Origin of the sequence: Simkania negevensis Z, assembly GCF_000237205.1 — a bacterium.
GTDB classification, from domain to species: domain Bacteria; phylum Chlamydiota; class Chlamydiia; order Chlamydiales; family Simkaniaceae; genus Simkania; species Simkania negevensis.
The window spans coordinates 689134-715370 of record NC_015713.1 but is presented as its reverse complement, the minus strand read 5'-3'; the positions used below and the strand labels follow the sequence as shown (position 1 = coordinate 715370).

General features: G+C 42.8%; 23 protein-coding genes. 15 read left to right on the top strand and 8 right to left on the bottom strand.

Annotated elements, in window-relative coordinates; all coding sequences use genetic code 11:
* The first annotated feature begins 86 nt into the window (after positions 1–86).
* Positions 87–1544: an MATE family efflux transporter gene (locus tag SNE_RS03870; RefSeq protein WP_013943025.1), complete on the top strand. Its 1458-nt coding sequence runs from the start codon at positions 87–89 to the stop codon at positions 1542–1544.
* Here SNE_RS03870 and SNE_RS03865 read toward each other — a convergent pair.
* A complete protein-coding gene (locus SNE_RS03865; protein WP_041418762.1) occupies positions 1476–2873 on the bottom strand; it encodes an MBL fold metallo-hydrolase in 1398 nt (465 codons plus the stop codon). The genes SNE_RS03870 and SNE_RS03865 overlap by 69 nt on opposite strands.
* A 286-nt stretch (positions 2874–3159) precedes the next feature.
* Between SNE_RS03865 and SNE_RS03860 the strand changes: the two genes are divergently transcribed.
* Genes SNE_RS03860 through SNE_RS03850 form a run of 3 tightly spaced genes read left to right on the top strand, consistent with a single transcriptional unit; the run spans position 3160 to position 5797 of the window.
* Positions 3160–4701: a TrkH family potassium uptake protein gene (locus tag SNE_RS03860; protein ID WP_013943023.1), complete on the top strand. Its 1542-nt coding sequence runs from the start codon at positions 3160–3162 to the stop codon at positions 4699–4701.
* Positions 4702–4703: 2 nt separating this feature from the next.
* Complete coding sequence (locus SNE_RS03855) at positions 4704–4913, top strand: TM2 domain-containing protein (RefSeq protein WP_197535202.1); 210 nt, start codon at positions 4704–4706, stop codon at positions 4911–4913.
* On the top strand, positions 4910–5797 hold the full coding sequence (locus tag SNE_RS03850) for an aldose epimerase family protein (RefSeq protein ID WP_013943021.1): 888 nt from the start codon (positions 4910–4912) through the stop codon (positions 5795–5797). Before SNE_RS03855 ends, SNE_RS03850 begins: the two co-directional genes overlap by 4 nt.
* Positions 5798–5836: 39 nt before the next feature.
* Here the strand turns inward: SNE_RS03850 and SNE_RS03845 are convergent, their stop codons facing one another.
* Positions 5837–6388 carry a hypothetical protein gene (locus SNE_RS03845; protein WP_148258940.1) on the bottom strand — a complete coding sequence of 184 codons (552 nt, stop codon included), beginning with the start codon at positions 6386–6388 and terminating at the stop codon, positions 5837–5839.
* Between the two features lie 154 nt (positions 6389–6542).
* On the opposite strand from SNE_RS03845, the gene SNE_RS03840 reads away from it, so the two are divergent.
* The 4 genes from SNE_RS03840 to rfbC are packed head-to-tail and all read left to right on the top strand — an operon-like array spanning position 6543 to position 10252.
* Positions 6543–8144, top strand: a complete 1602-nt coding sequence (locus SNE_RS03840; protein WP_013943019.1) for an FAD-dependent oxidoreductase — start codon at positions 6543–6545, stop codon at positions 8142–8144.
* A gap of 12 nt (positions 8145–8156) precedes the next feature.
* The gene (locus SNE_RS03835) at positions 8157–8822 is read left to right on the top strand and encodes a transaldolase family protein (protein ID WP_013943018.1); all 666 of its coding nucleotides are present in this window, start codon (positions 8157–8159) and stop codon (positions 8820–8822) included.
* Positions 8819–9676: a DMT family transporter gene (locus tag SNE_RS03830; protein ID WP_013943017.1), complete on the top strand. Its 858-nt coding sequence runs from the start codon at positions 8819–8821 to the stop codon at positions 9674–9676. The genes SNE_RS03835 and SNE_RS03830 overlap by 4 nt, the downstream gene beginning before the upstream one ends.
* A 33-nt stretch (positions 9677–9709) precedes the next feature.
* Complete coding sequence (gene rfbC / locus SNE_RS03825; RefSeq protein WP_013943016.1) at positions 9710–10252, top strand: dTDP-4-dehydrorhamnose 3,5-epimerase; 543 nt, start codon at positions 9710–9712, stop codon at positions 10250–10252.
* Here rfbC and SNE_RS03820 read toward each other — a convergent pair.
* Positions 10231–11658 carry an RtcB family protein gene (locus SNE_RS03820; protein WP_013943015.1) on the bottom strand — a complete coding sequence of 476 codons (1428 nt, stop codon included), beginning with the start codon at positions 11656–11658 and terminating at the stop codon, positions 10231–10233. The two genes, rfbC and SNE_RS03820, sit on opposite strands and share 22 nt — an antisense overlap.
* Positions 11651–12457, bottom strand: coding sequence for a hypothetical protein (locus SNE_RS03815; protein WP_013943014.1), 807 nt, complete (start codon positions 12455–12457; stop codon positions 11651–11653). Before SNE_RS03815 ends, SNE_RS03820 begins: the two co-directional genes overlap by 8 nt.
* A gap of 140 nt (positions 12458–12597) precedes the next feature.
* Here SNE_RS03815 and SNE_RS03810 point away from each other — a divergent pair, with 140 nt between their 5' ends.
* A complete protein-coding gene (locus SNE_RS03810; protein ID WP_013943013.1) occupies positions 12598–13626 on the top strand; it encodes a tetratricopeptide repeat protein in 1029 nt (342 codons plus the stop codon).
* A 506-nt stretch (positions 13627–14132) separates the two neighbouring features.
* Here SNE_RS03810 and SNE_RS03805 read toward each other — a convergent pair.
* Positions 14133–14975 carry a M4 family metallopeptidase gene (locus tag SNE_RS03805; protein WP_013943011.1) on the bottom strand — a complete coding sequence of 281 codons (843 nt, stop codon included), beginning with the start codon at positions 14973–14975 and terminating at the stop codon, positions 14133–14135.
* Positions 14976–15446: 471 nt separating this feature from the next.
* On the opposite strand from SNE_RS03805, the gene SNE_RS03800 reads away from it, so the two are divergent.
* Genes SNE_RS03800 through SNE_RS03780 form a run of 5 tightly spaced genes read left to right on the top strand, consistent with a single transcriptional unit; the run spans position 15447 to position 21021 of the window.
* The gene (locus SNE_RS03800; protein ID WP_013943009.1) at positions 15447–16781 is read left to right on the top strand and encodes an MFS transporter; all 1335 of its coding nucleotides are present in this window, start codon (positions 15447–15449) and stop codon (positions 16779–16781) included.
* 34 nt (positions 16782–16815) lie between these two features.
* Positions 16816–17724: an efflux RND transporter periplasmic adaptor subunit gene (locus SNE_RS03795; protein ID WP_013943008.1), complete on the top strand. Its 909-nt coding sequence runs from the start codon at positions 16816–16818 to the stop codon at positions 17722–17724.
* Positions 17711–19105 (top strand): efflux transporter outer membrane subunit, encoded by a 1395-nt coding sequence (locus tag SNE_RS03790; protein WP_013943007.1) that lies wholly within the window; start codon positions 17711–17713, stop codon positions 19103–19105. Before SNE_RS03795 ends, SNE_RS03790 begins: the two co-directional genes overlap by 14 nt.
* 37 nt (positions 19106–19142) lie before the next feature.
* Positions 19143–20312, top strand: a complete 1170-nt coding sequence (locus SNE_RS03785) for an ABC transporter permease (protein ID WP_013943006.1) — start codon at positions 19143–19145, stop codon at positions 20310–20312.
* A gap of 1 nt (position 20313) precedes the next feature.
* Positions 20314–21021, top strand: a complete 708-nt coding sequence (locus SNE_RS03780) for an ABC transporter ATP-binding protein (RefSeq protein ID WP_013943005.1) — start codon at positions 20314–20316, stop codon at positions 21019–21021.
* On the opposite strand, the gene egtB is transcribed toward SNE_RS03780, so the two are convergent.
* From egtB to SNE_RS03765, 3 genes are read right to left on the bottom strand one after another with little or no spacing between them, the layout of a single operon-like run.
* Positions 20977–22242, bottom strand: coding sequence for an ergothioneine biosynthesis protein EgtB (gene egtB, locus SNE_RS03775; protein ID WP_013943004.1), 1266 nt, complete (start codon positions 22240–22242; stop codon positions 20977–20979). The genes SNE_RS03780 and egtB overlap by 45 nt on opposite strands.
* Positions 22242–23240, bottom strand: coding sequence for a phytase (locus SNE_RS03770; protein ID WP_158307206.1), 999 nt, complete (start codon positions 23238–23240; stop codon positions 22242–22244). Before SNE_RS03770 ends, egtB begins: the two co-directional genes overlap by 1 nt.
* Before the next feature lie 23 nt (positions 23241–23263).
* On the bottom strand, positions 23264–23806 hold the full coding sequence (locus SNE_RS03765; protein ID WP_013943002.1) for a hypothetical protein: 543 nt from the start codon (positions 23804–23806) through the stop codon (positions 23264–23266).
* A gap of 117 nt (positions 23807–23923) precedes the next feature.
* Between SNE_RS03765 and SNE_RS03760 the strand changes: the two genes are divergently transcribed.
* Positions 23924–26071: a M3 family metallopeptidase gene (locus SNE_RS03760; RefSeq protein ID WP_197535201.1), complete on the top strand. Its 2148-nt coding sequence runs from the start codon at positions 23924–23926 to the stop codon at positions 26069–26071.
* Positions 26072–26237 lie beyond the last annotated feature (166 nt).

Sequence of the window (26237 nt, the reverse complement as noted above, 5' to 3'; positions counted from 1 at the left end):
TGGACCACCACGTTCAAGAATCTTGAACGATTGCTTATTCAAAATATTTTTAAATTTATAACACTTGAATCGATGAGTGTAATCCGATGAAAACGAATGAAATTCGTGAAGGATCTCTGAGTCAACTGTGGAAAATCTCCTCTTCTCTCATGGTCTCCTTCTTTTCAATGGTTGCAATGATGTTTTGCGACCGTCTCTTTCTTGCAAACTATTCAGCAAGTGCCTTGAGTGCTGCTGCTAGTGCAGGAACCCTCTTCTGGGCAGGAAACTTTATGATTGTCACCTTGTGCGCCATGTCAGAGGTTTTTGTTGCCCAGTACAATGGTGCGAAAAGATACAACAAACTGGGTGAACCGGTTTGGCAAATGATTTGGCTAGCGATCTTTTCGAGCATCTTTTTCTTTTGCTTAGGAACATTTGGAAGCAACCAACTCTACAATTTCGGTTTTTTCAACGCCGATGAGGTGCTTTATTTTAAATGGAATAACTTCTTTGCCCCAGCTTTTTCGCTGCTTGCAGCCATTTCTGCCTTTTTTATTGGGCAGGGAAAAACCCAAATCATTAAATGGATGGCAATTCTCGGGAATGTCGTGAACATTGTCCTTGATCCCCTCTTTATTTTTGGAGTCAAAGGATGGATTCCAGAAATGGGAATCAAAGGAGCGGCCATTGCCACAGGACTGGGAATGATTATCCAAATTTTGGTTCTGGGCGCAATTTTCCTCCGCCAAAACAACCGAGAATTTTTTGGAACAAACGATTGGAAGTTCAAAACAGGCCCCTTTTGGAAAGTCTTAAAAATCGGACTTCCTCCCGCATTTTTTGTGATGTTTGAACTGATAGGATGGGCCCTTTTTTACAAAATGATGGAAAGGATCAGCCCAAAGCACATCCTCGTCACAAGCGTAACGCAAAGCGTACTCCTACTGCTTATTTTCTTTGGTTTGGCCATTGAAAAAGGAGCTGCTGCGGTCGCTGGAAACTTGATTGGAGCAAAACTGCTCCATGAAGTCAAACGGGTGTTTAAATCAGGTGTAGTTTTAGCACTTTCTTTTGCCGGAGTCTTGGCTGTTGTACTGATTGGATTTCCAAACTACCTGATCGAATGGTTCTTTCACAACCCAGCAGCTTTAGAAGGAGACTTTGTCTTTTCTCCAGAGCTTCTTCTAAGTGCAAAGTCGGCAATTAAGTTTGCGTTAGCCGTGATGGTTTTTTACCTCACGTTTGAAAACATTCGGTTTTTGCTTGGTGGAATGCTGACTGCTGCAGGAGACACGATGTTCTTAATGATTGCAGGAGCAGGATCGATTTGGCTTTTCATGCTGGCGCCCACTTATTTTTTCATGGTCAAACCCCAAGCAAATGTAGAAGTCGCCTTTTACATCTGGATGTTTTACAGCGTTGTTACAGCATTGATTCTCTACATCCGATTTTCCATGGGCAAATGGCGTGAAAAGCACCTAATTGATGATAGCTCAACTCGTGATAGTGCTAAGGCCGGCACCATGCCAAGCATGCATCCCTCCGGGGAGGTGTCCGACTAAGGTATGTCCTGCTCGTTTTGCCAGACTGGCTGCCCAAGTTGAGCGGTAGCCACCTGCGCACACAAAGACGAGTTTTTTCGGGGGCATCTCTTCCATTTTTTCAGGGAGCTCAAAGCATGAAATGTGACGAGCTCCTGAAATATGCCCCATATTCCACTCGGGATCAGTCCGAACATCAATGATGGCGATTTCAGGATCAGCTTGCAATGCGCTTATAATTTCCTCTGGAGGAATTTGACTCACATAGCTAATGGGAAGGCCAGCGGCTTTCCACGTGGCAAATCCTCCTTTTAAGAATCCTTGAACGCGGTCAAGGCCAACCCTGGAGAGCGAATAGACAGTTTCTTGTAAATGCGTAGGATCGTCTGTCACTAAAACAAGGGGATGGTTATAGGGAACGCACCACGAGGCCCAAAACCCCACTTTCACCCCTGCGCCAATGCAAATGGAATGGGGAATATGCCCCTCTCCGAATGCTGTTTGACCACGCAAATCAATCACAATTGCCCCCGCATCGACTTGCTTTTTGAATCCTGTCAAATCTAATGCTGTTGGTAAAGGAACTTCTTGCCGATCGCTGCAAGAATTGTAGGCTTTCATCCGCGCGTAATAAGGAGGTGTTGGCAATTCCCTCTGCAAGAGTTGATAGACAAAACCTTTCTCAGAAAGGCCTGGGTTCAGAAACGGATTCGAGAGTTTCTCAAATCCCAACTTAGAAAAAGGGCGATCACTGATCCCAAAGCCACAAAAAGATCCCGAACCATGAGAAGGAAAAATATCAAGCTCGTCAGGCAACCCTTTCAGCTTTTCCTGAATCGTATGATAGAGCTTTTTTGCAAGCATTACCGCAGCGTCTTTGCCTAGTAAATCAAGGCGCCCCACAGTTCCAAGTAGCAAGAAGTCTCCGGAAAAAATCGCTGTAGGGACTGTTGAAGACTTTTTCAAATCATAAAGCAGTAATGAAATATGTTCGGGTGTATGTCCAGGTGTATGCATCACCTTCAGTTCAATCGATCCAAGACGAAAGACGTCCCCTTCAAAGCATTCGCGATGGGTAAATGAGACCTCATAAACTTCTCCCTTGTCATAGCCAGAAAGGCAAAGTGTCGCTCGCGCACGTTTTGCTAATTCTCGCGCCCCTGATGCATAATCAGCGTGAATATGAGTTTCGAAAACATGTGAAATCACCAAACGATTCTTTTCTGCATATTCCAAATATATTTCGACGTCGCGACGGGGATCGATGACGGCAACTTGTCCTTTTTCTTCACACCCAATAAGATAGGAGTAATGAGCCAGGCCCTTTTCTTCAAAACGTTGAAAAAGCATTTCTTGCCTCGATTTCATTAAGATGGTCCGACTCTACGCCTTTGCCGATTTTATGAAAACCCTATTGACTATCACTAAAAAAATCATTAATAACCTGAGCTTTGGGTTTATTTTGCTTATTTCTAGATATACACAAGCTACTTCAAAACCAACTTTTGAAGTAGCTTGTGTATAGTGTCGTCATAAGATGATCCATAAAGAAACGGCTCACGGAATAAAATTCAAGACAACTGATACTCTTTGAAGTAGTTTGAGTATACAGAAGTCTTCTTAGGAATAGGTTGAAATGTCTTTATTTGATCAAAAAATTCACTGGAAATCGATCTGGAGTCAAACAGGTCTTCTGCTTCATGTTCCTGCAGCCATGGCTGCGGTTTCTCTAATCATTTGCGTGATCTACCAAGAGTGGTTTGCCCTTATTCCTCTCATTTCTGTTGCCGTCTTTGGCTTTGGGGTAGGGCAACTTCTGTACCGCCTCTTTTTAAAAGAAGAAAACAACGCCCACCTTTGGGATGCAATGATCATTGCCGCTAATGGTTGGCTGATGTGTTCTATCCTCGCTGCCGTCCCCTTCTTTTGGATTGCGACAGAAAGACTCTATGCAGGAGTCATTTCCGATAATCTCGTGATTTTTTCTCATCCGATTAACGCCCTTTTTGAAGCATTTTCAGGGTATACGAGCACTGGGCTCACTATGCTGCAAAAGACAGGTCCCTTTCCTAATACCCTTTACTGGTGGCGCTCTTTTTTAGAGTGGACTGGCGGTTTAGGCCTAGTAGTTTTTATTCTTTCTCTCACTCATCTCAACAAAATGGGATTTCAACTCTACTACGCTGAAGCTCGCACAGAACAGATGTCGAATAACATCACACAAACAGCGCATTGGATGTGGGCCATTTATGTTTTTTATACCTGTATCGCCATATTCTTATTTTGGCTTTTTGGGATGACCCCATGGGAAGCCATCAATCATGCTTTCACAACTCTTTCTACTGGGGGATTCACACTTGGACATGAAAGCTTTGCAAACTTTTCCCCTCTCATTCAAGGAACTGCGATTTTCATGATGATTCTCGCTTCGATGAGTTTTCTCGTTCACTTCAGACTTATCCGCGATAAAAAATGGGAAATACTCCTCAAAAGTCAACAGACACGTCTCTTAATTTTTTTCTTACTCGGCGGGTGGCTCATTGTTGTCGGGCTTAATTACTGGAATGAAACAAAAATTCAATGGATGTCTTCATTTTTTGACTGGACTTCGGCTTTGACAACATGTGGGTTCTCCTCAACAAAACTCAGCACATTTAGCCCAATGACAAAACTGTTTTTGATCATGGGAATGTTTGTGGGTGGGGCAACAGGGTCGACATGTGGTGGAATCAAACTCCGCCGACTGATTTACCTCCTTGGAGGTGTGATGCTCCGTCTCAAAACGCTCACCCAAAAAAAAGAAAAACAAATTACAGACCATTATCGGTCCACGAAAGATCCGCTAAATTCTGAACCTCCAGGTGTAGATCTCCCTAAAACAGAGCAAAGCGAAAGACTCTACACCGCAGGTGTCCTGTTTTTCTTATGGACCTTCTCACTTCTCATCGGGTGGTTTTTGATTCTAAAGTGGACGCCCAGTGGGCAAGCTTTAGATGCACTTTTTGAAGTGACAAGTGCGATGAGTAATGTCGGTCTCACAAGTGGGCTTCTCACTCCTGAATTCTCATCTTTTGGTAAGTGCATTTTCATGTTAATGATGTGGATCGGCAGGCTAGAAATTATTCCAGCAATCATATTACTATTATCCATACCAATGACACTTAAACAGAAGGACTAATTGTGAATAGCCACCGCAGCTATATCGTTATGATCATCTTATGTTTTTTCCTCGGAACTTTGGGAATCCACCGCATTTATGCAGGAAAGGTAGGAACAGCCTTTTTGATGTTTATTACCGGTGGCGGTTTATTAATTTGGTGGCTCATTGACCTCATCATCATTATTATTGGCGCATTTAAAGACAAAGAAGGATATCCCATCCGCCCATGATTACCTTAAGAAATACCGCTCTTGATGGAGAAGAGCTCGAAGCTATTTATGCTCCTGAAAAGGGGATGAATCTCATTAGTTACCGCAAGGGAAGCATCCAAGTGATCGACCAGCAAACGACTCCCCTTTTTGAAGAGAGATGCGCAGGATTAGGAGCACTCATTGGCCCTCATTTTTACGAGCAATCGGAGCCTCCATCCGATTATGACCCCTCTCTTTTCCCCCACGTTGCAAAGATGCAAGCCCAAGGAAGAAAAGATCCTTTCTCTCATGGAATTGCCCGCTATGTCCCTTGGAAATATGCCAGCAGCGAAACCCAAATTCAAGCCGAACTCCGCGGCACAGACTTGATTCAAAACACTCCGCTCACCGCATTTGAAGGGCAAGATTTTCACATGAAATATGAAGCGCGCCTCCTTCCTGACGGCCTCTTTATTTCCGTTGCCATTACAAGTGAAAAGCCTTCCCTAGTTGGACTCCATTATTACTACGCCTTTTCAGGAAAAGGGAGTGTTCAAGGGCAAGTACAAAACACTTATCGAGACCAAGCAAATTGGAATTCCCTGCCAGCGAATTGGACCGACACGAGTCCAAACCATCTTTACTTCACTCTTCCTCAAAAGGCTGACTATGGGTTCATTCCCGCTTATAAAACAGAAACCGACCACGAGTACCATGTGCAGCTCAATACAGAAAACTACTCACTCCATTTTGAGTTTAACACCAGTTCAAATGAGGAAGTGTCATTTCAAGTTTTCCATCCCGAAAACGCTTCCTATGTCTGCGTCGAACCCCTCTCTGCCCGCTTTCCCCCAGGGCCTAAACTTTCGCAGAGCAAGCTAGAAACCAAGCTGCAAATTTACAACCCATTGCAAACTACATAACGCCCCTATCTAATTCTCCTATTAAGCAGAACTCTGGGTTTATTCTGCTTTTCTTTCTAGCATTACAGGTGGAATACCTTCTACGTTTAAGCCGTACTGCTCGATTACGTCAATTACCCTATTTTGTAACAGTCGTGCTCCTTTCCGAAAGGCAACAACCGTGTATCTGTCAGTGCCTAACCCCTTAGAAGTTTCATACGTAAAACTAATCGCAGTCTCGGCATCAAGCTTTGGTAGGAGCATTTTTTCGAGAAAAAGATCTATCTTAATAAGGTAGTGATTTGAATCATGGATGTCTGCAGATAAAAAGGTCTTATAAACTTCATGCTTTTTAAGGTTGCGTACAAGTTGTCTACAAAACGAATCTAAGCATTCCAAAATCTCAAAGGCTTTTTTATCTACATCAAACGCTCTAATTGGAATCGCCATACTCACATTAATATTTTCAGTATAGAAACTCCGAGAACCGAATTGAATCATCCAAATAAGATGAGAGGGCACACTCTCGCCATTTCGATATCTTTCGACCTGAGCTTGGTAGAACTCACAGAATTGATCGTAGTTTTTTGAAGAATAATTTGTAACAGCCATGACTAACCCCCTAGCTTCCATCAATTAAAGGGAGCAGTATAGCAATATTTTCATAAAAAAGCTACTCTCTACACAACTCATTTATTTTCAACTATTAAAATCAAAGGTTTGATAATATTCTCTATTCCTTTATCTAGAAGATAGAGGTGAGCTTATGAAAAAACGAATTGTGATTCTCGGAGGAGGCTTTGGGGGAGCCTATACGGCAATGCATTTGCAAAAATTCTTAAAGAAGCAAGATGATTTCGAAATCACCCTTGTGAACCGGGAAAACTACTTCGTTTTCCAACCCATGCTTGCTGAGGTGGTTGGCGGATCACTCGGGTTGCTAGACACGATCAATCCCCTCCGAAAACTGCTTCCAAAAACAACTCTTTATGTGCGTGAGATCGAAGCAATAGATATCGAAGGAAAAAAGATCTTTTTAGCCCCAAAGTTCACTCACAAATCTGTCGAAGTCCCTTATGACCACCTCGTTATTGCCCTTGGAAATGTGACCGATTTTAAAGGAATGTCAGGGCTCCATGAACATGCCCTTCCGTTTAAAAATTTAGCCGACTCAATCACGATCCGCAACCAAGTCATTGATGTGATCGAAGCTGCTTCCTCCGAAAAAGATCCCCACTTAAGACGGCAGCTCCTTACCTTCGTTGTTGGAGGAGGAGGCTTTTCTGGAACAGAGGTGGTTGCCGAAGTCAATGACTTTGCACGGAAGCTGGCAAAACAATACAAAACGATTGATTGCAATGAAATCAAAGTTGTTCTTGCCCATAGTAAAGACCGACTCATGGAACGAGAACTCAGTCCTTCTCTTGGAGAATATGCAGGAAAACTGCTAAAACGAAGGGGTGTTGATATCCGGTTTAATGTTCATCTCATTGCAGCCACTCCTGAAGAAGCTGTTCTCGACAGTGGAGAGCGGATTGCTTCAAAAACAATTATCTCGACCGTCCCTTCTTCTCCCAATCCCTTAATTGAAGGGCTGGCTCTTAAAACTGTGAAAGGAAAAATCACCGTTGATGCCAACATGCTCGCTGAAGGGCGAAATGATGTTTGGGCACTTGGGGATTGCGCTGCCATTCCAAATTTAGAAGCTGGTGGAATTTGCCCTCCTACCGCACAGTTTGCCATTCGACAAGCAAAAGTTCTCGCCCATAATATTGTCGCTTCTATCCGAAACAAACAGAAAAAAGAGTTCCGCTTTAAAGCACTCGGGATGATGGGAGCTCTGGGACACCACTCAGCCGTTGCAGAACTGTTTGGAAAATTCAAGTTTTCAGGGATTTGCGCCTGGTTTTTGTGGCGTTTGATTTACTGGATGAAACTCCCAGGGGTGGACCGAAAAGTTAAAGTTGCCCTTTCATGGATTCTCGATACAATGGTCCCTATTGAAGCTGTCCAAATGAAAGCTGCTCCTTCCCAAGGAATTGCCCAACTCCACTTTGAATCAGGTGAGACCATCTTTCACGAAGGAGATGTTGGGGATTACCTCTATATTATCGTGAATGGCCAAGTTGAAGTGTTTAATACTATTGAGGGAAAAGAAAACCTCATTGCAAAACTGGGTAAAGGGGAGTATTTTGGTGAAATGGCTCTTTTAAACCAACGTTCCCGTTTAGCAACTGTCCGTTGCTTAACCTCTGTGGATGTTTTGGCTCTAAGAAAAAGTGATTTTGGTATTTTGATTTCAAATTTTGCTGAACTCAGGCAAAATTTTGAGCAGACGGATAAAGAACGCCGTCAACATATCCAATAAGGTGAAGAATAGATGGAAATTTGGTTAGATGGTGTCGATCCCGACCTTACAAAATGGGGCAGTAAACTTGGAATTCTCCATGGAGTGACAACAAACCCTTCGATTATTGCCGACTCTGGAAAGAGTTTAGAGGCAGCTTTAAGTCTCATTTTAAAAAGTCATCATGGACCAACAGCTGTGCAAGTCATCTCTACAAAAGCAGAAGACATTGTAGAACAAGCAGAAACACTGCGTGACCATTCAGAAAGAATCATCGTGAAAATTCCCGTCACACAGCAAGGGCTTAAAGCGATGCACTCTCTTTCTCACTTACAGCTTCCGATCATGGCAACAGGCATTCTGACACCCTTTCAACTCCTTCTAGCCTGCCATGCAGGTGCAACATTTCTAGCTCCTTATTATTCACATATCGAAAAAACAGGAGCCTCACCTGAAAGCACAATTGATACTATGCTCCACATCATCGAAACCTACGGATTCGAAGCAGAACTGATCGCCGTGTCCTTTTCTTCACTTGATGAGGTCATGAAATGCTTAGAACTCGGCACGCATGCCGTCTCCCTTAAGCCGGCTTTATTCACTGAATTGATTGGTGATCACCCTTTAACTTCGTCTTACATGGAAAAGTTTACTAAAGCTGTGAAAGAAGGTCCTCCTTCTAGACTTCTTACCATATGAGAAAAGATAGTACACCGCATGCAATTGCATACTCTCTTTCTGCTGCATTTTGCTATGCACTCCTCGCCTACTTGATCAAGATGACCGAGCAGTATTTGCCCAACCCGATGATCATTTTTTTTCGGCAAGCCTTTAGCTTTCTCCTTGTGATGCCACTCATACCTGCCAAGGTAGGGTCGTATAAAAATTTGAAAACAAACTGCTTTCATCTGCACCTTTTGCGCGCATTTTCAAGCTTAGCTGCGATGTTTTGCCTCTACTTTTCATTGCGCTATCTCCCTCTTGTCGATGCCGTCCTTCTCACTTACACCCGTCCCCTTTTCATTCCGATCGTTGTCTTCCTTTGGTTCCGCAAAAAATGGACCAAGAGCACTTGGTGGGGCCTAATTACCGGCTTTCTTGGCGTTCTCATCATCTTACGCCCTGATGAAAAGATTTTTGATATTGCATCACTTGTCGGACTTGCAGCCGGGATGTTTGGCAGTATTGCTTTCACGACAATCCGTCGCCTCACAAAAACCGAACCTTCTGAAAGAATCCTCTTTTACTATTTAGCCCTTTCTCTTCCCATTGCCAGTGTTCCCCTTGCAACAGGGTGGCAAACCCCTTCCCTCTTTGAGTGGGGATTGCTCATTGTGATTGGAGCGATTGCTACTATCTATCAAATGTTTCTCACCAGAGCATATCAACATGCTAAAGCATTCAAAGTCGGATCTCTTCTCTACTCTAGTGTGGTCTTTGCTTGGTTTTTTGACATGATCCTTGGTGATGGTCAGATCCAACTCATTGAAATTGCTGGGATCGCCTTAGTCGCTCTTGGTTCCTACATCGCTCTTCGTGATCAAAAAACCTAGATAATAATTTCCTTCCGGTTTAATTTGTTTTCCATGTCTACGTTAACATTAGAAAAAAAACTCACCGTACAAAAAACCCCACTTGAAGGGGTCCTCTTAATCACACCCCCGACGATTTTTGATGACTTCCGAGGCGATTTTGTAGAAATCTACAATCAGGAGCTGTATCAAAATGCGGGAATCACCGCTGAATTCGTCCAAGATGACTATGCTACCTCTACAAAACACGTCCTTCGCGGCATTCACGGTGATGACAAAACGGGGAAACTCGTCAAATGCCTCTATGGAACGCTGTATATGCTCATAGTGAACAACGATTCGAGCTCCAAAGAATACAAAGAGTGGACGTCATTTACTTTAAATTGCCGCAATCACTCGCAGCTCTACATCCCCCCAAAGTTCGGAACCTCTTACCTCGTCATGTCGGATAAGGCGATTTTGCATTACAAGCAAACCGCCTATTATCACAATGCGAAACAGTTCACCATTAAGTGGAATGATCCAGAATATGACTTTTGGTGGCCTATCTCAAACCCCATCACATCTGAAAGGGACTATCCTTTTAACACAAGGTGAGGACGGAGTCGCGCAACCCGATTGGCAAGCTTTGCCTCTTCAACAGCTTCGACAACTGTATCGACATCTTTGTACGCATCGGGCATCTCTTCAGCTATCGTTCGATTTGAAGACGCCATCACGATCACTCCCTTCGTTTTCATATGATCAATCAGATCAATGCCCTGCCATGATTTGAGAGATTGGACGCGACTGCGTGCCCGCCCGGCACCATGACAAGAACTGGAAAACGTCAATGGATTACCCAAACCAACCAAAAGGTAGCTGGCACGTCCCATGTCACCTGGGACTAAAACAGGTTGTCCTGTTTTTTTGAAAAGAGGCATGAGCTCTTCTGCACCCATCCCATAAGCGCGTGTTGCCCCTTTACGATGAACGCACACCTTTCTCTGCTCCCCTTCAATCCAATGCGTTTCAAACTTAGCAATGTTATGACAAACATCATAAATCAGACGCACTTCTTCCATCTTAACGTTGCATACATCGTGGAATGCTTGGCGCACTTCATGCAAAATTTGCTGCCGATTGTTGAAGGCAAAGTTTGCGGCTGCAGCCATCCCTGCAAAATAAGCCCGTCCCTCTCCGCTATTGATCGGCGCAGCAACAAGCTGCCTGTCGGGAAGTCCCTCATGAAACCCTTTTTTTATAAAGATATTCAATGTATCTTGGCACACTTGATGTCCAAACCCACGCGATCCTGAATGAATCATAGCATAAGTCATTCCCTCTTCAATGCCCCAAGCACTTGCTACATCAGCTAAAAGGACCCGTTGCACCTCACCTATTTCTACAAAGTGATTGCCTGATCCAATTGTACCAAGTTGATCTCTACCCCGCTCTAGCGCATGCTCAGAAACAGCTGCTAAATCAGCTCCTTCAATGCAACCGTGACTTTCAATGTGTTCGAGGTCTTGGGGAAATCCATAGCCTAATTCAATCGAGTATCGGGCACCTTGCTTAACCAATGTTTGATAATCTTTTTGCGATAAAGCTTTTTTTCCTTTTTGCCCCCGCCCAACACCCGAAGGAACAATCTCGTAAATTTTTTCGATCAACTTCTTCTTCATTTCAGGAGTAAAATCCCGAAATGGAACTGGAATGATAGCCAAACGAACTCCGCAATTGATGTCATACCCAACACCACCTGGACTGATCACCCCCTCTTTTGCATCCATCGCTGCCACTCCCCCAATCGGAAATCCATAGCCCCAATGAATATCAGGCATGGCAACACTATAACCGACAATTCCAGGTAAATGGGCCACATTGCGCACCTGTTCTAAAGGTCTTTCAATATCCATTGATCGAATGAGCGGCTCTGTTGCAATGAGGAGGCCAGGAACCTTCATTCCCCTCTCTTTAGGAACAAGGTATGTCGCTGGACCAATCTTTTCCAATTTAGACATCTACGATCATCTCCCACATGTAAAGGCCCTCTTTAGTCTGCTCTATTTCCCCATGAAAGCTTACAGCTTTAAAAGGAGTCCCTTCACTTTGATCTCCCATTGTTACCATTTCGTTAAGCTGTATGACAATCTCTTCTACTCGACTTTGCAGCTTTTCAAATTCGACAAATTTTACAAGGGAGGGACACTCAAAACATAGGGCAATTTGGGCATTGAGATGGACCTCTTCTTGTGTTTGCCCAAAAACGTGAAAGGCGATATCAGCGACATGCTCGATTTCAATAAACGGAAGCTTAAGAGGAAAACTCCAAATTGGTTTGTAGTGAGAGTTTCCTAAACTTTCATAGAGGTGAAGCGTTGAGTAAAAAAGAGGAAGTGGTGAAAAGAAGTTTTCCCACTTCTCACGATCGAATGGACGACGTCCTATTGTCACGTGCGGCAAAAAGCCCCTTTTTTCAAATGTGTAGTGATGAGTTACCAAAAAAGCCGTAAGCGTTTTTTGGTAAGCAAATAGAGGATCTTCTTCTGTCGCAAAATGGGGATGATAAGCAACCACTCGCGCTAATTTGGGTGGTAAGAACAAACATTTGTCAAAAACTCCAACCCGCCCAAGCACCATCGGTGGTTTTGGCATCTCTGCCAATAAACTTTGGATCTTTTGCTGAGAAGTATTACCTAAAAATGCCACAGTTAGATGTCGGTGTGTTGGATCAAGCAGTCTTGCCTCTGGCAAATCCATAGGCCAAGGAGAAGAGACTTCAAATCCAAAAAAAAGGCGTTTTTCATCGTTTGTATTCATAGCTTGATTTGATATTAAACGATCAATCGAATAAGTCAAACAGCTAGAGGTACAAATGCATTTTCACTAGGCATCGATTTGCTTTTTATTTTTTCAATCCTTATCATTTTTCTGCAACTCAACTTATTCGGAAAAGAATTATGCTTAGTGCAAAGGTAGAGTCTTCAAGAGAAAAGTATTTTCATCAGGTATCGCATGATACAGAGAACTCCCCCAAGGGCAGAATTCTTTGGGTGCAATTTGCAATCGATCTTATTGGAGACTTTCCATCCTGTCAAAGATCCTTACGATGTTTAAACCTTGCACCGCTTGAGAGGCGCTTTAAAAGCGTTTTACAACAAGAACCCGGATTGTCAAGGGCTAGAGCGCTATTAGGGGCTATTCTTTTTTTTCAACATAAGACTCTTGAAGGAGAATCAAAAACGAAAAAACTAAGAGAGGCGGGAGACTGCTTATTTGAAGTTTTAAATGGAAATTCTAGCAATTTTAATGCATCATATTTAATTGCAAATGTCTGTCTGAAGCTTTGTCATTGTGTTGAAGCTGAAGAAGCCGAATATTTGACAGATTTAGCAAAGCAGTATTTTTTTGTAGTACTGCAAATGGAACCGACTTGTGAAGACGAATGGGTAATTTTCAGAAAGGCAGTCTTCGAATACGGTATGCTTATTAATAATGAAGATAATATGTCTGAGTCGGACTCAGGCGAACTAAAAAAAAGTGAGTTGGACTGTCAATACAAACACTTAGCTGAAGCAGTTCATAATGATCCAACAGATCTTCAAGCACAATATTTGTTAGGACGGGTTTGTCTTAAATATCGCCATTATTTTTCAGGTGAAGAATACATGCAGTATGCTGCTGAAGCTACGAGATGTTTTGAAACAATCATTGAGGCAGCTTCCGATTATTGCTTAATTGGAAATGCACTATATCAAAATAGTAAGCTTCTGAGAGGAGAGCTTAAAATGGAACAGCTGATGGTTGCAAAAATGGTTTTTGAAGGTTGTTTGTCGATTCAGCCTGATAATCCATCTCTCTACTTAAGTTTGGGAAAGACCTATTTGGCTTTTAGGAGTTTTAGTGCAAATAAAGATCAAGAAAAACATCTAGAAAATCAAGGTCTTAAATGTATCGCAAAAGTTTTTCTATTGGAGGCTTCTTCATAAAAGATCTAAACAGGGCTGCTCCCTAAGTCCTTCTATGCCCTTTTCAGTAAATCGCAGTACCCCCATCTATTTCTGTAACTTGTTGCTTGCTTTTTCCAGCTTTTAGATGTCCTAGAGCAAGAAATCTCATAGGTGTTGTGGAATTAAGGCTCGCGCTTCATATCAAATCAATCTCTATAATCTTAAGCTGGATATCTTCTAATGTCTTCACACAATATTTTCTTTAGTTCAGTATTATGGATCGACCATGAAGGAAAGATTAGCCTGAAGCCTCTATTCCGAATCCACTCGAATAAAAGGCTGGTATCAAACCTAACCTTGTGCCTTCAATTGCCTTTAAAGAGCCGGGTTTTGGGTTTAAATCGAGCATGTAATCAAATGCTGAGTTATCTAATTTAAATTCGTTGGAAGATCGTCTTTCTTTAGGAAGCCGAGAAGGTCAAAATCTCGTTCTCTATTAATGGCTTATATCTATAAAAACTGCAAGATGTGTGAAAATATACCTTTCAACTAAAATCATCAAACCCTACCTGCTCCCAAGACTCTCTTATTAAGAGACTAAACTTTCTTGCATCAGTGTCTTGAATAGCCAGTTTTATGGTTTTTCTAGCAAATTCGAAAAAATAATCTTTTTCCCCCTTGATTTTTAGATATCTAGCAGCATTAAACCAAATAGATAAAATCTTCGTTTTTGAAGAATTGAATTTTTCACAGTTTTTGCAAGCAAGGTAAAAAGCATGACTTAACAGTTGGCTGTTGTAATGTACATGCCCATTGTCATTTCCCTTTTCTGTTTTCGGATCATATTTGGGAGTGAAATCACAATTTACATTTGTTTTTGTAAATGACTGACTTAAATTTCGGTGTGTACCGTTAACCTTCCAGTCATTGTACTGATCAGAGCTCTTCTGCTTATACATAACCCCAACGATGTCAGCGATGGCTTCGTTTATAGCGCCTAGTTGTCCTTTATTACCAAGAGGAGCTTCTCTCAAATTCTTCATAACCGCATGAGTAAACTCATGACATGCTGCTTCTGGATATTGAACATATTGATTATGAAATTTGAAACACTCTGGCTGTGGACTGTCAATTTTACCTTCCAGATTAATGAAGAACGACGGCATTTTTCCTCGATCTTCTGCTCCAACTAGTTGGCAGAAAAAGTCCTGTATACCATTAACAGTTTGCTGTAGTTGATTTGCACTAGGATTACCAGAGTTCTGTAACATGTGATATCTGTCTAGTGGTAGGGGTTGTTTGTATTTTTCCGAGTCCACACTCGTCTCTTGATATGGGGATACGGTAGTAGGAGCGCCTATTAGTGCATATGATGTGTACCCTGACATACAATTCCTCGTGCTTCATAAATAAAAAAACATAGCTAAATTTAACATATTCAAAAAAATTAATACTAGAATTATACTCGGACCAGCGAGGTTCATCAGAAAATCGTAGGAAGACGTGCTTTAGATTTCAAAGAAATGTGTCACTTCTTCCACCTGAAAGTTCCCGATCACAATCCTCTAGTAATATGCCTGAAGACTTAAAGGATGCACTACTTGGTTTCAAAGATATTCATGAAAAGAGCTAGAGTAGGAATAAAGGATAGGCAATCAATTCTTTCATACTATTGCAAAGGTGATTTTATAAGTGCCTTGAAAAAGAAGTCCAAAAAAGGAAACCTATTATCAATAATTTTCTCTTCAACATATTTACTTCCGAAAATAACTGAAAGAAACTCCGAGACCAGGTTACGGCCCTTGATATAAAATCTCATCTTTACTAAGTCAAATAATCAGAAGTCATTTGAAGGTAACATGTCTCAAAAAGATCTCTATAAGCGTTGGATCATCTGGACACTGGCAGTCCTATTTTACTTTTATGAATATTTTCTTCGTGTTGCGCCCGGGGTCATGGTCGAAAGCCTCTTAGAAGCCTTTCATATTGGAGCGGGAGCATTTGGAACGATGACAGCATTTTATCTCTATGCCTATGCCCCGATGCAACTTCCCGTTGGCATGCTCATGGATCGCTTTGGAGCGCGTAAACTGCTCACGTTGGCAACGCTTGGTTTAGGGATCGCAGCCTTTCTTTTTGGTTCTGCAACGACCTTATGGGTCGCAAATATTTCCCGTTTTTTAATGGGAGCTGGCTCGGCTTTTGCTTTTGTCGGACTCGTTTACATCACTTCGCACTGGTTTTCAGGAAAAACGCTAGCCCTTCTCGTCGGTATCGGAAATTCCCTGGGGATGCTCGGAGCCGTATTTGGTCAAGGGCCTCTTAGTCTCATGGTACAAACTCTTTCGTGGCGCCCCTCGATGTTTGTAATGGGAGCCCTTGGCTTGGTTTTAAGTCTTGTCATCTTTCTCGCCGTTCGCAATGAACCAGCAGGGGGGCATCCTTGTCAACCATCTTGCGCTAAGAAAACACCTCTTTGGAACAACCTAAAAATTGTCACGAAAAATCCTCAGACATGGATCAACGGGATTGTTGCCCTTTGTTTTTACACCGCAACTGTTGCTTATGGAGGTCTGTGGGTCATTCCATTTCTCGTGAATACACATGGAATGAAAAACGAAACAGCCAGTTTTGCTGCTTCAATGGTTTACATGGGTTGGATCATTGCTGGTCCTCTCATTGGTCATTTTTCTGATAAAACTTGCAATCGAAAAACCACTCTCATTGTAACAACATTTCTCTCGATTATCCTCTTTCTTATTATTAACTACGCGATCGGAATGTCTCACTTTTGGACCTTCGTCATGATTTTGCTACTTGGTGTAACCCTTTCAGGAGAACTTCTATGTTACAGTTTGGCAATCGAACTCAATCCACGTGAAGCGAAAGGAACAGCTTTAGCATTTACAAACTTTCTCGTCTTTGTTGGGGGGTCGATAGCACAAACACTCGTAGGATGGTTACTTGATTGGAATTGGGATGGTCTCAAAGTGGGTGGAACTCCTGTTTATCTGGCAAAGGATTATCAAAATGCCCTTCTTATTTTCCCCGTCGCGCTTCTGATTGCGTTTATCTTTTCATTTTTTATCAAAGAAAAAACAAAATCTTGGTGTAAAAAAAGCTATCCATTTGGTTTAGGCTATCCAAAAAAACTTTTTCTAATTATGAAGAAAAAAGAGGGTGTAGGTAAATGATTACATTTACCTTTAAATTTTTTTCAGCTAACGGATGAGTCGCAAGTTTGTTTTACCAGGTTTAGCCATAGTGGGGCTTTTTTTTGCTCTCTTTATGGTCTTTTATGGGATGCGTACGCCACCTGTTCCTCCTATTGAATTTCCTCCTCCAAAGCCCCCTTACAAACACTATGTTGCAGGATCTGGAACCGTTGAAGCTGCTTCAGAAGACATTGCGATTGGTGTCCCATTTAATGAAATCACTTGGAAAATTTTCGTCAAAGCAGGCGATCAAGTAGAAGTGGGAGACCCACTATTTGAACTCGACACTCGGGCTTTTAGAGCTGAACTTGCTGAAGCGTATAAAAAACGAGATGTCAGCATCGCGAATTATGAAAATGAAAAGACTACCTTTGGTCTCTATCAAAAACTCAAAGATAAACGGGCTGTCAGTGAAAACGAGTACAACAAGCGGTTTTACGCAACAGAAATTGCCCTACAAGAAATTTACGAGGCTGAAGCTAGCATCGAAAGAATCGAAACCAACATTCAACGCTCGATCATTCGCGCGCCGATTTCAGGTGAAGTTCTCAAAGTAAACATTCGTGTTGGAGAATCAGCTAACATCAATCCGTTTAACAATGTTTCCCTCATCGTTTTCGGAGATACCAAACACTACCATGTTCGAGTTGAAGTCGACGAAGATGATGCTTGGCGCATTGTTAAGGGCGAACCCGCGATGGCTTATGTGCGTGGCAATAGTTCGATTTCTGTTCCCTTGCGTTTTCTCTACATCGAACCCTACGTCATTCCCAAAACATCACTTACAGGTGATAACACCGAGCGGGTTGATACGCGTGTCCTCCAAATTGTTTACGAAATGGACCGCGATAGTCTTCCGATTTATGTCGGACAAATCATGGATGTTTATATCAAAGGGCTCCCGTCAGATGAAAAATTCTAAGATATGGATTCCCTTTCTTGTCCTTTTGACGGGGTGTGCTGTCGGGCCAAACTATCACACACCAGAAATCGCCATGCCTATGTCCTATGAAACCCATCTTTCCCTTTCTGAAGAAGAAGAGGTGCAGCTTCGGTCTTGGTGGACTCAATTTGAAGATCCGATGCTCAATGTCCTGATCCATGAAGCAATCAGTCAAAACCTTGATCTAAAAATCGCCTTAGAAAAAATCAATCAAGTGCGTGCGCAGTACCAAATCAAAGCCGCTGAACTTGCACCAAAGCTAGACATGACAGTTGAAGAACGACGCAGTCGGATCAGCCAAAACCTGTTTGATTCGACTTTTCTCGGCCCGCCAATGCAAAATTTCTACAAAATTGGGTTTGACGCCAGCTGGGAAATCGACATTTTTGGCAAACGTCGTCGTGAAAAAGAATCGGCATTTTACGAGTATGAAGCCGAGCGAGAAAACGCTCGTGATATTTACATCACTTTGCTCGGCGATGTGGCTCAAAGTTACATTGAAATCCGCTCACTCCAACATCAAATCCAAATCACCAAAAAGCAAATCTTCATTCAACGAGAGCTCCTTGATCTCACTTCCAATCTTTTTGAAGCAGGTCTTGCAAGTGAAATCGATCAGAAAGAGGTACAAGCCTTACTTGAATCTATCCGTGCTAGCCTGCCCCCTCTTGAGATCGCTTTAAAGCAAACCATTCATGGACTTGCTACACTCTTAGGAAAAGCTCCTGAAAACTTTGAAAATGAATTTGTAGATGAGACCCCCATTCCACTTAGCTCGCAAGAAATCCCCCTTGGGCTTCCCTCTGATTTACTCCGCCGTCGCCCTGACATTCGCAAAGCTGAAAGACTCCTTGCTGCTGCAACAGCAAATATAGGTGCCGCGATTGCCGATCTCTTTCCCCGCTTTTCCCTCATTGGCGATTACGGATTTCAAAGTAATAACTCTTCGAATTGGCTGAAGGCTCAAAGTCGAACCTGGTCGATCGGCCCCTCAATGAATTGGCCCATTTTATACTTCGGGCGTATCAGAGAAAACATTCGCGCCCAAAATTCTCTCCAAGAGCAAGCGCTTCTCTCCTATGAACAAACCATCTTAACAGCCCTTGAAGATGTCGAAAACTCTCTTGTTGCCTACTACAAAGAAGAAACCCGCAGAAGCCGATTAGAAAAAGAGGTCGAAGCTAAACACCGAGCCTACGAGCTGAAACGAGATCTCTACCTGAGTGGATTGGCTGACTTCCAAACCTTTCTCCAAGCTGATCAAGATTTACTCAACTCGGAGAACGATCTCATTTCGAGTACACAGCAACTTAGCACCTATCTTGTCTCTCTCTATAAAGCACTTGGAGGCGAATGGTGAATAAAAATCAAATCCAAGCCTTCACACAGGATAGGAAATGCTTCTCCTCGCACTGAAAATACTTGTGGGGGACAAAGCCAAATTCATTGGGATCATTTTAGGGCTCAGCTTTGCTTCATTTATCATTGTGCAACAAGCTTCTATTTTTATTGGACTCATGGTTCGCACCTATGGTTTCATCACTGATACTTCCCAACCCAATATTTGGGTTATGGATGAAAAAGTGCAATTTATTGACGACATCAAACCACTTCGCGACACCCAACTGTTACAAGTCCGAGGCATTGAAGGGGTCGAATGGGCCGTTCCATTTTATAAAGGACTTCTCAAAGCTCGTCTTCAAAGTGGAAATTTTCAGCAGTGTAATGTCATAGGAATTGACGATTCAACATTAATTGGTGGCCCGCCAATCATGCTCGAAGGAAAGCTCCGCGATCTGCGCCTTATTGATGGAATCATCGTCAACAAAGTTGGCGCCGAAGACAAACTAGCTATCAGCGGTTCAAGCCGAGATAGTTCTCAACCCCTTATTCCCCTTCGAGTTGGAAACACGATAGAAATCAATGACCATCGCGCTGTTGTCGTAGGCATTTGCGAAACATCACGGACATTTCAATCCCAGCCTGTGATTTACACGACCTACAGCCGCGCCCTTTCGTTTGCTCCCCCTGAGCGAAAACAACTTTCCTTCATTCTTGTAAAGTCGATGGACAATATTGCCCCTAAAGTATTGACAAAACGGATTGAAGAAAGTACGGGGCTCAAAGCTCTCACTCAACAAGAATTTGAGCGCCTTACTGTCGAGTACTACCTAAAACGGACGGGTATTCCGCTGAACTTTGGGATCGCCGTTCTCTTGGGATTTGTGATAGGAATCGCCATCTCAGGGCAAACATTTTACAACTTTATTCTCGATAATCTTCGCTATCTCGCCACTTTTAAAGCCATGGGAGCAAAAAATAATCTCCTGACAAAAATGGTTCTCCTTCAAGCCGGTTGGGTCGGATTTATCGGTTGGGGAATTGGAGTAGGTGCCGCAGGAATTTTTGGGTTTCTTTCGCGTAACTCAGATCTTTCATTTCGCCTTCCTTGGCAACTCTATCTACTCAGTATTTTTACAATGCTTATCATTTGCGGTGCTTCAGCTTTCATTGGTCTCATCCGCGTTTACCGAGTTGACCCTGCCATAGTCTTTAAGGGAGCCTAAGATGAAGGAAAACCACAATCCTCCTGCAGTGACCTTAAGAAATGTGCGCAAATCGTTTGGAGAAGGAACTCTTCGCTTTGAAGTCCTGCACGGCATCAATCTTGATGTCAAGCCAGGAGAACTTCTCATGCTTGTAGGCCCTTCTGGTTCAGGAAAAACGACATTGATTTCAATCATTGCCGGTATTTTAAGCTATGACCAAGGGGAGTGTGTGATTTTTGGACGGGACTTTCATAAAATCAGCGATGCCGAGAGAACAGAATTTCGAGGAAAATTTCTCGGCTACGTCTTTCAAGCCTTTAACCTCATCCCTATGCTAACTTCTGCCGAAAACGTCTCGATTCCCCTTCTTCTAAATGGAATAAAGCGGGAAAAAGCACTCAAAATTGCTGGGGAAAGGCTCGAGCAATTTGGACTAGGCGACAAAATTAATACCTACCCTCCACAACTTTCCGGTGGGCAACAGCAACGAGTCGCGATTGCAAGAGCCGTCATCCACAATCCAAACTTAATTGTCTGTGATGAACCGACAAGTGCACTCGACCAAGAAAATGGCAAACTCATTCTCACCCATTTACGCGAAATCGTCACCAAAGAAAACAAAGCGTTGATTGTTGTGACACACGATTCACGCATCTTTGACTTTGCTGACCGGATCGTTCATCTAGAAGATGGGAGTATCATTAAGGACGGGTACAGCATTCACTAGCCGAATTCCCGTACATTGCCAGGAAGAGTGGGGATAGAAAAAATTCCGATAACTTGGACGGATGTGATCACGTGGGGTCATACAAGAACCACCTCTTAAGACTTGCTGGTTACACATAAACTTTCCATTATACTCTCCAAGGGGACTAAATGGAGCTTGATACCCAGGATAAGGAGAGTAAGAACTTTGAGTCCATTCCCAACAATCGCCAAAAAGTTGATTTCCTCTTGCAACTTGAGGATGAAACCGCCCCGATTCGACAAAATTTCCTTTTATCGTCCCCTTTTGCTTTGCTGCAACTTCCCACTCAAATTCTGTGGGCAACCTATGACCAGCCCACCTAGCAAAAGCTGCAGCTTCATAAAAGCTCACATGACAAACAGGTTCTTCTAAGTTCAAAGGAACCATGCCTGATAAGGAAAACTGCATCCACACCCCATCTTTTTGCTCCCAATAAAGAGGGGCTTTGCAACGCGATCGCTTTAAATCTTTCCATCCATCAGAGAGCCAAAGTTCTGCCCTCTCATACCCTCGATCTTCGATAAAGGCGAGATACTCTCGATTCGTTACAAGACGCATTGCTAACTCAAAGTCTTGCAAATAAATTTTATGCCTTGGGCTTTCATTGTCATAAGAAAAACCTTCTCCTTCAAACCCCACCTCATAGACACCTTCCTCAATTGACATCCACTGCTGCAGAGGGGCAACTTCTTTGTCAGTAAGATCTCTCTCGTTTAAAGCCGGCTTTAAAGGGTTGCAAAAGAAATTGTATTTAATGTCTGTGAGGATCAGTTCTTGGTGTTGCTGCTCATGTTGCAATCCCACTGTCACAATTGACTCAACCTCTTCTCGATCATATGATCCCTTTTCTAGAAAGTCGATCATACGTCGATCAATTTCTTTCCGATAGGCAAAGACTTCTTCTGTTGTGGGCCGAGATAAAAGTCCACGATGAGGACGTGCATGAAAATTTCCAACCGTTTCGTAGTAAGAATTGAAGAGAAATTTAAATTGAGGGTGAAACCAAGTGTAGCCTTGGCAAAACTCTGAAAGAAGAAAGTTTTCAAAAAACCAAGTTGTGTGCGCAAGATGCCATTTAGAGGGACTAACATCATCCATGCTTTGAATCACAAAGTCTTCGACTTGTAAATTTTGGCATAAATCTAACGTCTGCCTGCGAACTGTCTGATACTGATTCGTAAAAGAAAGCTTTATTGGCATTATTGTAAACCTGAAAACTCAAACCAATCAAAGATGGCGTAGTTGTTGTTCTTGTCATTATGCGCCGCAAAAACTCCAGTGGGATAATTCGGAGGGATTTTTAGAGAAGTGACCCCAATTCCATCTGTTTTAGTCACCCCTTCTGCATGAATCGATTTCACAAACTTGTTGCTGCCTGTCCGTTCATAGATTTTGAATGTCGAATCTCCCTGACTTGAAACGAGGAGATATCCCTTCCCATTTGCCATTTTGTAAAGGCCTAGTCCTTCACGGTCTCCTTTGATCCCATCAGCAAGTCCAAAGGCTTTAATAAATGGATCTTTTTTCACATCGGGATCGGCATAAAATTTCAAGATCGCATGTCTTTCATCACAAGCATAAAAATAGCCGTATTCATCATCTGCAACCATCCCTTCAACAAAGCTCCGTTGATGAGTCACTCCAAATTTGCGCACCAATGTTCCCTGAAATCTTCCCGTTCCATTATCATCTAAGCGATATTGATGGATATTTTCTGTATGTTTCGTACTGACAAAGCAAAAAAGCTGCCCATCAGACTGTCGTTTATAGAGGCAAAACCCATAGGTATCACTGTGAAATCCTGAAGAAATTCCCGAAGAATGGGTCACATCAATAAGTTCCCGCGTGCTCGGATCTATTTTAAAAATCTTGATCTCATTTGTCCCGCGAACACCACACCCCACAACGTCAATGACATCTCCATTCTTCATCTTGATACCATTGCGTATGCTCACCCCCACAGGACGGTCCATATTATGTGAGCGAGAAATTTCTTTTCCGCTGAGATCAAAAACAAAGAGAGCTCCAAACGGAGACTTGTCATTGCAAATGAGGGCGCTATTAGAAGGGTCATTTGTATCAGCCCAAATGCCACATTCATCCGCTTCACCGGGTAGAGGATGTGTCACTGCTTTCGGTGCTGGACCTTTTGGAAAAATCCGTTTATTTAAGTTGACACAACTTGTGGAGCAAATCACAAGTATGCCAAGGAGGAAAAAAGTTACATTCTTTTGCGCGCGACCCATACTAATAACACTGCAACAATAATGGTAAGTGGTAACATCACTGTGTAAACATACGCAGCCATGAGGGCGGCTGCAGCTGCAAAAATCCCCATAAGAAGACCAATTAAGAAAAAGGTCGCTTCTACATAGATCCCTGCAATAAAAATCGTCAGAGCTAACAGGGTGAGAACAACAAGACCCGCTTCAAACCGACCCATCAGCCCGATTTTCACAAAAATCGAAACGAGATAAACAGAAAGAGCAAGACCAACCCATTGGACCAATTCATGCCAAATTGTTGCCGCCGACATGATCTTCTTTTGACGTCTTAAATACCACGATAAAAACAAACACAAAACCGCATAAATGGGAACCATAACACGCCAATAGTTCCATGCCCCATTTTGCTTAATATCCGAAACAATCAAACCAATAAACGAAAGACCTAACATGATCAGCGCCACCAATAATCTCATTTTCCAATGATGGTGGTGTTTTTTTATCACGATTTCCCGATCGTCTAGGGAACGGCGAGCCATTTTTTTTCCTTACACAGAAACATTTCCTTCAAACTATGGAAAGTCATTGAAAAAGTCAATTGACATCAAACCGTAAACTCTTAAAATTTGCTTTTTGAATTTAGTTTGAGGGACGTAATGGCAATACCTATGATCGAAGCACCAGAGCAGCTGACAGCTGAAATTCAAAAGCCGTCTATTCACTCAGAAATTCTCAATCCCCTTGTTGCTTACAAAGATCTCGTTCCATTCGACACAATTAGACCCAAACACTTTGTTCCTGCAATAGAAACCCTTCTTCAAAATGTCGAACCGAAACTCTCCTCCATCGAGCATAGACAGCATCCGACATGGGACTCCATTATGGCTCCTCTTGAAGCGATTGAAGAAGAAATCCATCGGGTTGTCGGTCCCATGATCCATTTAAAAATGGTGATGGACTCTTATGAACTTAGACAAGCATGGTCTCAAGTGGAACCACTTTGGACTGATCTCATGCTTCGAATCAAGCAAAGTAAGCCTCTTTACAAAGCTTACAAACAAATACGAGAAGGAGAAGAGTGGAATGACCTTGTCCCAGCGCAAAAACGGATTCTTGAAGGACGTTTGATGCAGGCTGAGCTCAGTGGCATCGGTCTCGAAGGAGAGAAAAAAAAGCGGTTCAACGAACTCATTTCCCACTTAAATGAACTTCAATCCAAATACAACGCGAACGTTCTAGATGCCATCAAAAACTTTTCTCTCATCGTTCGTGACAAAAAGCTAATGGACGGCGTTCCTGAAAATGTGTTTCAGCTCGCGTCGAACGCCTACAATTATTCTCGACTTGAAACCGATCCTATTTCCTCACCTGAAGAAGGGCCATGGAAACTCAGCCTCAACCCCCCCGTTTATCTTCCCGTCATGCGACATTGTACAAATCGGGATGTCCGAGAAAAACTTTACCGCGGCCAAATACTAAAAGCTTCAATTGGAAGCTACGACAACTCTGAAAACATCGTCGACCAACTTTCCATCCGAAAAGAAATGGCCCGCATTTTGGGTTTTAATTCTTATGCCGACCTCAGCCTCACTAAAAAAATGGCTCCCGATGTTAAAACCGTCAAAACCTTTTTGCACGAATTACGTGACGCTTCATGGGATGCAGGAAAAAAAGACCTCGAAGAAATCGAACAATTTGCGCAAGAAGCAGGATTTACTGAGCCTTTGATGCCTTGGGACTGTTCTTTTTGGGGTGAACGGCTCAAAGAAGAAAAGTTCAACCTCTCTGAAGATGAACTCAAAGACTACTTTCCTCTCCCTAAAGTTCTAAACGGTCTTTTCGATCTTTGTCACACTCTCTTCGGAATCACCATTCAGCCAGCACACTTTAAAGCCCCTGTTTGGCATATGGATGTAAGCTACTACACCATCTGTGACGAAGAAGGAGAGCAAATAGCAGCTTTCTATCTTGATCCTTACTCGCGCCCTCAAACCAAGCGAGGAGGAGCCTGGATGGATTCATGCCGCAACCGTTACATCAGCGGAGAAGTGAAACAAAATCCCATTGCTTACATTGTCTGCAATGCCACGCCTCCTATTGAAGAAACTCCAGCCCTTTTTTCATTTCGCGAAGTGGAAACTCTCTTTCATGAATTTGGTCACGCCCTTCAGCATATGCTGACCGAAGTCGACTACGCTTCTGTTTCCGGTATTAACGGAGTCGAATGGGATGCCGTTGAAATGGTAAGCCAATTCATGGAAAACTGGTGCTACCACCCTGCAACGCTTAAGAAAATCACCTCGCACTACATCACGAAAGAACCTCTGCCAGATGAATACATTGAAAAAATATTAGAAGCTCGTACCTATCAAGCTGGGCTTGGCATGCTTGCTCAACTTAAATATGGAATGACCGACCTTGTCCTCCACGACCAATTCGACCCTTATAGTGAAACATCCCCTTTTAAAATCTGGTACGACATGTGTGAATTCACCTCCCACATTCCATGCCTTGAAGAAGACCGCTTTCTCTGCTCCTTTCACCACATCTTTGGAGATGAAGACTACGCGGCTGGCTACTACAGCTACAAATGGGCTGAAGTTCTCAGCGCCGATGCCTTTAGCGCTTTCGAAGAAGCTGGTCTCGAAAATGAATCGGCCATTCGTCATGTTGGGAAGAAATTTAAAGAGACTTTCCTGCAACTTGGTGGAAGTCTTCACCCGATGGAAGTGTTTCGCCACTTTAGAGGACGCGATCCCCGCATAGAGCCGCTCCTTGAGCACAATGGCTTCGCTAGAAAATAGTCACCTCTACTAGTACAATTTAACAAAAGTTTCTAACGCTACTTGACCGATCTTTCGAGCATCTTTTCATCTTTTAAAATCCCCCTTGTCTCATGGACAATGTGGTCAATTTTGGGAGAAAAAAATTCAGCGAAAATCTGGATCAAATTAGCTATAGAATTTTTTG